The organism is Halomonas sp. ND22Bw, assembly GCF_003011945.1.
GTDB lineage: Bacteria > Pseudomonadota > Gammaproteobacteria > Pseudomonadales > Halomonadaceae > Halomonas > Halomonas halophila.
Map to the genome: position 1 here is coordinate 1 of NZ_PXWD01001435.1, position 249 is coordinate 249.

Annotated in this window: 1 protein-coding gene; it reads right to left on the bottom strand. The window is 65.5% G+C overall.

Features of this window, described 5'->3' with window-relative positions; all coding sequences use genetic code 11:
- On the bottom strand, positions 1–195 hold a 195-nt coding region (locus CVH10_RS22945; RefSeq protein ID WP_146143328.1), incomplete at its 3' end, for a hypothetical protein.
- Positions 196–249: the final 54 nt, after the last annotated feature.

The window sequence follows — 249 nt, forward strand, 5'->3', positions numbered from 1 at the left end:
GTCGTCATAGCGCTTGATCTGGCCGGCGAGCCCCATCACGCCGCCGGCCCAATCGGAACTCATCGGCGCGGCGTAGTAGTGGAGGCGCGTCTGGTCGAACTCGGGACCGGCCAGCTCTACGATCTTGTCGATCAGCCAGCGCTGATCCTTGAAGCGTTGGACGCGCGCCTGGGTCGTGAACGGAACGGTGGGCATGGTGGAACTCCGTTGGCGGTCGGAAGAGGTCAGGCGGCGTGCAGCAGCTGGTGA